The following is a 6,691-nucleotide window of genomic DNA, read 5'->3' on the forward strand; positions in this document are numbered from 1 at the left end:
CTGTTGAGTTCTCAAGGAACGGACACTTCCTTCGGACCGCCTTCCAGCGGGCCCTCCGGGCGCTTCGTTCTTTCGTGTTTCCAGCTTATCAGATGCTTTCCGTACCGTTTCCGGCGCTTCCTTCATCCAACTCGCTGCTGTCTTCTGTGGCTTGACGCCCCGTCCGACGTTTCAAACTCTAGCCGATCCCCGCTGCAGAAAGCGAATCCGGCCGCAATCCATATAAACGGGCACACCAAATAAGACCCGAGCCGCGAAGCCGAAAAGGCAGAACGCAGCCCAGCCCGAACCGGGTGTGGTGTTTGCAGGGATTGGCCGCCCCGGGACCGTCCGCGCCAATGCGTGTCCGGTGCTCCCAGCCGAGCGACTAGAGAACACTACGCCCATCCCGGGCCGCAGGCAAATCCCCAGCCAGGGCCACCAGCCCGGGCCCGGTCCGCCGGCCGGTCGTGCCGCCCGAACCCGCGTGCCGCGACCCGGTCGTCACACCCGCCCCGGCGCCGTTACACAGCCGATGGGCGGCCGATGAACCGCCGTGACACGACCGGCCGGGGACCGCGACACGGCCTCCCTAGCGTCACTGACGTCGCCCCGGCCACCTCCGGCCGGGTGCGGACCGCAGCGGAGCCGTACGGGATCCGCGGCAACGTCCACGACCAAGGAGATCCACCGCATGACCAAGAGCCGTACCCACCGCTCGCCCGCCCGCCGCGTCCTGGCGGTCTGCGCCCTCACCGGCGCCGCCCTGATGACCGTCGTCGCCGGCGGGCCGGCCTGGGCCGACGGAGGCGCCCCGGCCGCCCCGTCCGCCGCCCCGGCTGTCGCCACCCCCACCGCCATGCCGTCTCCCGCCGGCGGCTCGGCGGGCGCCCCCGTGGTCAGCCCGCCGGCCCGGCCGAGCGCTGCCCCGGCCGCCCCGGGTGCGACCGTCACCGCCACCCCGTCGCCCCGGCCGGAGGCCAACGGCGGGGGCGCCCCGCAGGTCCGTGAGGTGCCCAAGGGCGCGGCCGCGGCCGGCGACGGCTCCAGCTCCGGCGGCAACTCCGGCGTCATGCTCGTCGGCGGCGGCACCGTGGCCGCCGTCGGTGCCGGTGTGCTGGGCTTCGCCCTCCTGCGCCGCCGTTCCGGTGCGCGCGGCTGACACCGGTTCCGGGCCCTCCGGGCACCCCGTCGCCCCGCCTCCGTACGGTCACGTACCGGGGCGGGGCGGCGGGCCCCTGCCGGACGACGGGCGGCCCGGGACCCTCGAAGCAGTAGAAGCAGCGGAGTATGCACAGCAGTCGACCGACGGTGGCCGACGAGCCAGGCGCCGTGAGAGCCGCCGCGGGGCGCGCCCCGGCGGCCGGCACGGCCACCGGACGGTCGCACCCGGCCTGAGCGGGCTGAGCCGGACCGCCTTCGCCGCGGCGGGGCTGCTCTGCCTGGTGGTCGGCGCCACCGTGGCGCTCTCGGACCCGGAGACCCCGGTGGTCCGGGTGGAGACGTCCGTCCACAACGCCGCCGCTCCCGCCTCGGCCTCCACACCGTCCGCACCCACGGCACCCGCCGCGCCCGTCCCCACCCCTCGGGCGGTCGCGGCTTCGGTCCCGACCAGGCTCCTCATCCCGGCGGCGGGTGTGGACGCCCCGGTCACCGGCCTCGGCCTGAACGCCGACGGCACGGTGGAGGTCCCGCCCGCCGACCGGGCCTCGGAGGTCGGCTGGTACCGCAACGGCCCCACCCCCGGCGAGACCGGCCCCTCCGTACTGATCGGGCACTACGACACCGCACACGGCCCGGCCGTCTTCCATGCGATGCCGAAGCTCAAGCCGGGTGACGGCATCCAGGTCCGGCGGACCGACGGCAGCACGGTCTCCTTCCGCGTCCGCACCCTGCTGCAGGCGCCGAAGGACGACTTCCCGACCGAGACGGTCTACGGCGACACCAAGGCGCCGGAGCTCCACCTGATCACCTGTGGCGGCCGGATCGGCGCGGACGGCCACTGGACCGACAACATCATCATCCTGGCGGACCTGGCCACCTGAGCAGGCGCCGGTGCGGGTGGGGCTCGCGGCCGCCGCCGCGAGCCCCACCCGCACGCGTGCCCGCCGCACGGCGCCGCACGCACCCGCACCCGCCCTGATTCCCCGGCGGCCGGAGAGGGATCATGGACCGCCGAAGCCGACGGACACCGGCCGCCCCCGCCCCCGGGCGGAACCGGGGGCTCCCCTCCGGACGACCTAGGCCTTGTCGGAGACGGCCCGGTGCCGTGCACGAACCGGCGGATCACCGCAGCCCAGGCACATCAGGCAGACCAACAGACCAGGCAGACCAGAAGGAAGGGATCCGACCATGGCAGCACCGCTTCGGAGCCGGCTGCGGGTCCGGGTGTCCGCCGCGGCGGGCGCCGGACTCCTCGGACTACTGGCCGGTTCGCTCACCGGGTGCGCGGCGCCCGGCGAACTGCGTGACAACGGCGTGAGCGGGCGGGTGACACCTCCCCCGGTACCGCAGCCGCTCTGGTCGGACCTGGCGGCCGCCCCGCCCCCGGTCTCCCCGACCGCGGACGGCAGCCGGGCCACCGATCCGCCGCCGCAGCCGATCCCGGACGTCACCGTGCCCGGCCAGGACATCACCGTGCTCGACGCCCGCACGGTGCTCGCCAAGGACCCCGGGGTGACGGCGGAGGAGCGGCGCGCCCTCGACGGCTGCCCCGCCTGTGAGGTCCGCAGCGCCGAGCACCGCGACCTCACCGGTGACGGGCGGGACGAACTGGTCACCGCCGTCGGCACCGGCGAGCGGGTGGTGCTGCACGTCTACACCGTGGCCGGGGACCGTGTCGTCCCCGTGCTGCGGGTCCAGGTACAGAAGGGCTTCAGCGCCGAGACGATCGGCCCGGAGCTGTGGCTGTACGAGCCGACCACGGTCTACGTCCGGACCAGCAGCCACTACAGCTGGGACGGGGTCCGGCTCGCCCTGGCGGAGCGGAAGGTCGAGGGGATCGGCCCGGTCCCCGGCTCCGGCCAGGGGAACCCCGCCGAGACCGGTGCCGTCCCCGCCCCGCCGACCGCCACGCCCACCGTGATGCCCGGGGCGAGCCGCCCGGCCCCCGGGGCGGTCGCCCCCAGCCGACCCTCCGCACCGGGGAACGGAGCCGGCGCCGGGGACGCCACCGCGCGCCCGGCCCTCCCCTCCGGCGCCGCCGTCGCCTCCCCCGTCCGTCCGACCCCAGCCGCCCCGGAAGCGAAGCCATGAACCCCGCCGCCCCGACCGCCCAGCCGCACATCCTGATCGTCGAGGACGACGAGGTGATCCGCGAGGCCACCCGGATGGCCCTGGAGCGGTACGGGTTCCCGGTCTCCACGGCCGCCGACGGACTGGAGGGGCTGGAGACCTTCCAGGCCGTCCGCCCGGACCTGCTGCTGCTCGACGTGATGCTGCCGCTCCTGGACGGCGTCGGCCTCTGCCGGCGGATCCGCGAGGAGAGCCAGCTGCCGATCCTGATGATGTCCGCGCGCACCGATCCGGTCGACGTGGTCTCGGGGCTGGAGGCCGGCGCGGACGACTACATCGTGAAGCCGTTCGAGAGCGCGGTCCTGGTGGCCCGGATCCGCACGGTGCTGCGCCGGGTCCGGGTGGTCCCGGCCGCCGAAACCCCGCCACCGCCCCCCGTACCGGCGGCGGCACCGCTCACCCCGACGGAATCCGCCCCACCCGCACCGCCCACATCCCCTGCGCCTGCGCCACCCGCGCCGCCCACCCGGACCGTGCGCAGCCTCGACGGACTGGAGGTGGACACCGACAGCATGGAGGTCCGGGTGCACGGCCGGCTCGTCCCGCTCACCCCGACCGAACTGCGGCTGCTGCTGGAGTTCACCGCCGCGCCCGGCATCGTGCTGGAGCGCTCCAGCCTGCTGGAACGGGTCTGGGACTACGAGTGGGGCGCCGACACCCGGGTGGTGGACGTCCACGTGCAGCGCCTGCGGGCGAAGATCGGCGCCGGGCGGATCGAGACCGTGCGCGGCTTCGGCTACAAGCTGCGGCGGCCGGTATGACACTGCGCCGCCAGATCGCCACCGCCGTCGCCGCGATCTCCGTCCTGGTCGCGGTCACCGTCGGCCTGCTGGTGCATCAGGCGATGGTCCGCCAGCACGTGGACCAGGCCCGGAGCTCCGCGCTCGCCGCGCTCGACTCCTCGCTGGCCTCGTACAAGCTCAACCGCACGATCACCGGCCGCACCGCCGCCCTGGACGATCCGGCGCTCCCGGCGCGGCTGCGCAACCTGGCGGCCGACGAGCGGCAGGGGTCGGTCCTGGCCGCCGGGCCCGAGGGCGAGGCCATGTGGGCGGCCGGCGCGGTCCAGGGCGGGGTGCTCTCCGTCCGGGTGGACTTCGCCCAGGACCGGCAGGCCATCGCCGACCTGGACCGGATCATCCTGATCGCCGTCACCGCGTCGGTCTTCACGACGGTGCTGGCCGGGGTCATGGTCGCGGACCGGATCAGCCGCCGACTGCGCACCGCCGCGACCGCCGCGCGCGGAATCGCGGCCGGCCGCACGGACACCCGGATCGGCGAGCTGGTCGACGGGCGCGACGAGGTCGCCGATCTCGCGGCGGCGGTCGACTCGATGTCCCGGGCGCTGCACCGCCGGCTGGAGGACGAGCAGCAGTTCACCGCCGACGTGGCGCACGAGCTGCGCACCCCGCTCACCGGCCTGGTGACGGCCGCCGAACTGCTGCCCCCCGGCCGTCCGACCGAACTGGTCCGCAACCGGGTACAGGTCCTGCGCTCGCTGGTGGAGGACCTGCTGGAGGTGTCCCGGCTGGACGCCGACGCCGAGACCGCCTACCTGTCGGAGGTGCCGCTGGAACGCGCGGTGCGCCGCACGGTCACGCTGACCGGTCTGACGGAGCCGACCGTGACGGTGGCGGGCGAGGCCGACGCGGTGGTCCGCACCGACCTGCGCCGGCTGGACCGCATCCTGGGCAACCTCCTGGTCAACGCCGACCGCCACGGCACCGGCCCCGTCCTGCTGAACGTCGACGGCCTGCGGATCACCGTCCGCGACCACGGCCCCGGCTTCCCCGACGACCTGCTCCACCACGGCCCCCAGCGCTTCCGCACCAGCGTCCGCGAACGCGGCCGCGGCCACGGCCTGGGCCTGACCATCGCCCAGGGCCACGCCCGCGTCATCGGCGCCACCCTCACCTTCACCAACCACCCCGCCGGCGGCGCCGTGGCCACCCTCCTGCTACCCCCCGCAGCCCACCAACCCCCACCCGACCCGCAGACCCCCTGACCCCGCCCCGGCGGCGATGGGGGCCCGGCTGGGCGGGGGGATTTCGGCGTGACTTTTCGGGTGGTTTTGGAAGGAGTGGGGGTGGCTCCTGGGGAGGTTTTGGAATTCGGGCCGGGCGGAATGGGAATCGGGCGGTCGGTGGCTCCGGTGATGTCGGGGGTGGCCGGGGCGGTGGTGGGGGTCCATTTCGGTGTCGTTGACGTGGGCGTTTCCGAGGTGTGGGCGGTGGCGTCCACGGCCTGGACGTGGGGGCGGAGGGGGATCTAACTTGCTTGGGAGTGAGGGGTGTTGGTGATATTTCCGCTTCGGGGGCGGTGGGGCCGGGGGTGGCGTCCGCGGGGTCGGGGGGAAAATAATCCACCGCGGCGGGCCCGGGCCTGCTAGAGTCGTTTTGGTTGCAGTAGTGGTTCCCATGAACTTTGTGTGCGCCTGCTCGATGTATCGCAGGCGCATTTTTGTTTCCCGGCTCTTCCCCGGGTGGGTGCTCATCGCGGCGACTCGGAGCCCGCACGGTGTGGGCTTCGGACAGCCCCTTGAAGGAGAATTTTTTATGGCTAATGGCACTGTGAAGTGGTTCAACGCGGAAAAGGGCTTCGGCTTCATCGAGCAGGAGGGTGGCGGCCCGGACGTCTTCGCCCACTACTCGAACATCAACGCCAACGGCTTCCGTGAGCTGCTCGAGGGCCAGAAGGTCGAGTTCGACGTCACGCAGGGCCAGAAGGGCCCGCAGGCGGAGAACATTCGTCCGCTGTAGTTCTGCCATGGCACCCGCCTAGCAGCGAGGGGCCCGCACCGCGTACATGCCCGGTGCGGGCCCCTCGGCATTGCGCTGTGACACCCCGGCCGCTCAGGCCCCCGGCTTCGCCACCGGCGACCATCCCCACGCGAGACGCACGGCGTCGCGTCCGGATCGGCGCCCTGCCGTGACAACCCACGGCTCGAGGTTCTTCGCTCCCTTCCTTTCAGGCGAGCGCCGACCGTAGGTGACGTGCCGCACGGTTCTACCGTCCACGCCCCGTCCGTCACTCTTCCGGCCCGTTCCCCAGCGGTCTCCGCCGGCGCCCCGCGCTGCAGAGCCATCCTCGTGACGTGCCGCCCTGAGGAAGGTCTTCGTATGAATCGCTCCAGTCGCTCCTCGTACCAGAACACCAACTCCCGCTCCGCCGCGGGCTCCCGCTCCGGCGGCAGCGGCTTCTACGGCTCCCGCCCGGCCGGCGGTCGCCGGCCCTCCGGCCAGGGCGGCCGCCCGGGGTCCTCCGGGAGGACCGAGTTCGCGATGCCGGTGAGCACCACCCCGGCGCTGCCGGCCGTCGAGGCGTTCGACGAGCTGGAGATGCCGAAGGCGCTGCTGTCGGTGCTGACCCGGCAGGGCGTCACCGCGCCGTTCCCGATCCAGGCCGCCACGCTGCCGAA

The 6,691-nt window shown here is 73.8% G+C and carries 6 protein-coding genes and 1 pseudogene; all 7 read left to right on the forward strand.

The annotated features are described in order from the left end of the window. Positions 1–673 precede the first annotated feature (673 nt). Positions 674–1,141, forward strand: a complete 468-nt coding sequence (locus tag ACIGZJ_RS36745) for a hypothetical protein (RefSeq protein WP_396461364.1) — start codon at positions 674–676, stop codon at positions 1,139–1,141. 283 nt (positions 1,142–1,424) lie between these two features. Then, positions 1,425–2,024: a class F sortase gene (locus ACIGZJ_RS36750; RefSeq protein WP_396461365.1), complete on the forward strand. Its 600-nt coding sequence runs from the start codon at positions 1,425–1,427 to the stop codon at positions 2,022–2,024. A gap of 307 nt (positions 2,025–2,331) precedes the next feature. Next, on the forward strand, positions 2,332–3,234 hold the full coding sequence (locus ACIGZJ_RS36755) for a hypothetical protein (RefSeq protein WP_396461366.1): 903 nt from the start codon (positions 2,332–2,334) through the stop codon (positions 3,232–3,234). Next, positions 3,231–4,034, forward strand: a complete 804-nt coding sequence (locus tag ACIGZJ_RS36760) for a response regulator (RefSeq protein ID WP_396461367.1) — start codon at positions 3,231–3,233, stop codon at positions 4,032–4,034. The genes ACIGZJ_RS36755 and ACIGZJ_RS36760 overlap by 4 nt, the downstream gene beginning before the upstream one ends. After that, positions 4,031–5,278, forward strand: a complete 1,248-nt coding sequence (locus ACIGZJ_RS36765) for a sensor histidine kinase (protein ID WP_396461368.1) — start codon at positions 4,031–4,033, stop codon at positions 5,276–5,278. The genes ACIGZJ_RS36760 and ACIGZJ_RS36765 overlap by 4 nt, the downstream gene beginning before the upstream one ends. Before the next feature lie 550 nt (positions 5,279–5,828). Beyond that, positions 5,829–6,032 carry a cold-shock protein gene (locus tag ACIGZJ_RS36770; protein WP_030918248.1) on the forward strand — a complete coding sequence of 68 codons (204 nt, stop codon included), beginning with the start codon at positions 5,829–5,831 and terminating at the stop codon, positions 6,030–6,032. 360 nt (positions 6,033–6,392) lie between these two features. Further along, a pseudogene (locus ACIGZJ_RS36775) lies at positions 6,393–6,691 on the forward strand (ATP-dependent helicase); the annotation flags it as partial.

It is taken from the genome of Kitasatospora sp. NPDC052868 (assembly GCF_044547105.1).
In the GTDB taxonomy this organism is placed as follows: Bacteria; Actinomycetota; Actinomycetes; order Streptomycetales; family Streptomycetaceae; genus Kitasatospora.

Coding starts and splice junctions, on each gene's coding strand:
- ACIGZJ_RS36765 (WP_396461368.1), top strand. CDS start 4,031: ATGACACTGCGCCGCCAGATCGCCACCGCCGTCGCCGCGATCTCCGTC.
- ACIGZJ_RS36760 (WP_396461367.1), top strand. CDS start 3,231: ATGAACCCCGCCGCCCCGACCGCCCAGCCGCACATCCTGATCGTCGAG.
- ACIGZJ_RS36745 (WP_396461364.1), top strand. CDS start 674: ATGACCAAGAGCCGTACCCACCGCTCGCCCGCCCGCCGCGTCCTGGCG.
- ACIGZJ_RS36755 (WP_396461366.1), top strand. CDS start 2,332: ATGGCAGCACCGCTTCGGAGCCGGCTGCGGGTCCGGGTGTCCGCCGCG.
- ACIGZJ_RS36770 (WP_030918248.1), top strand. CDS start 5,829: ATGGCTAATGGCACTGTGAAGTGGTTCAACGCGGAAAAGGGCTTCGGC.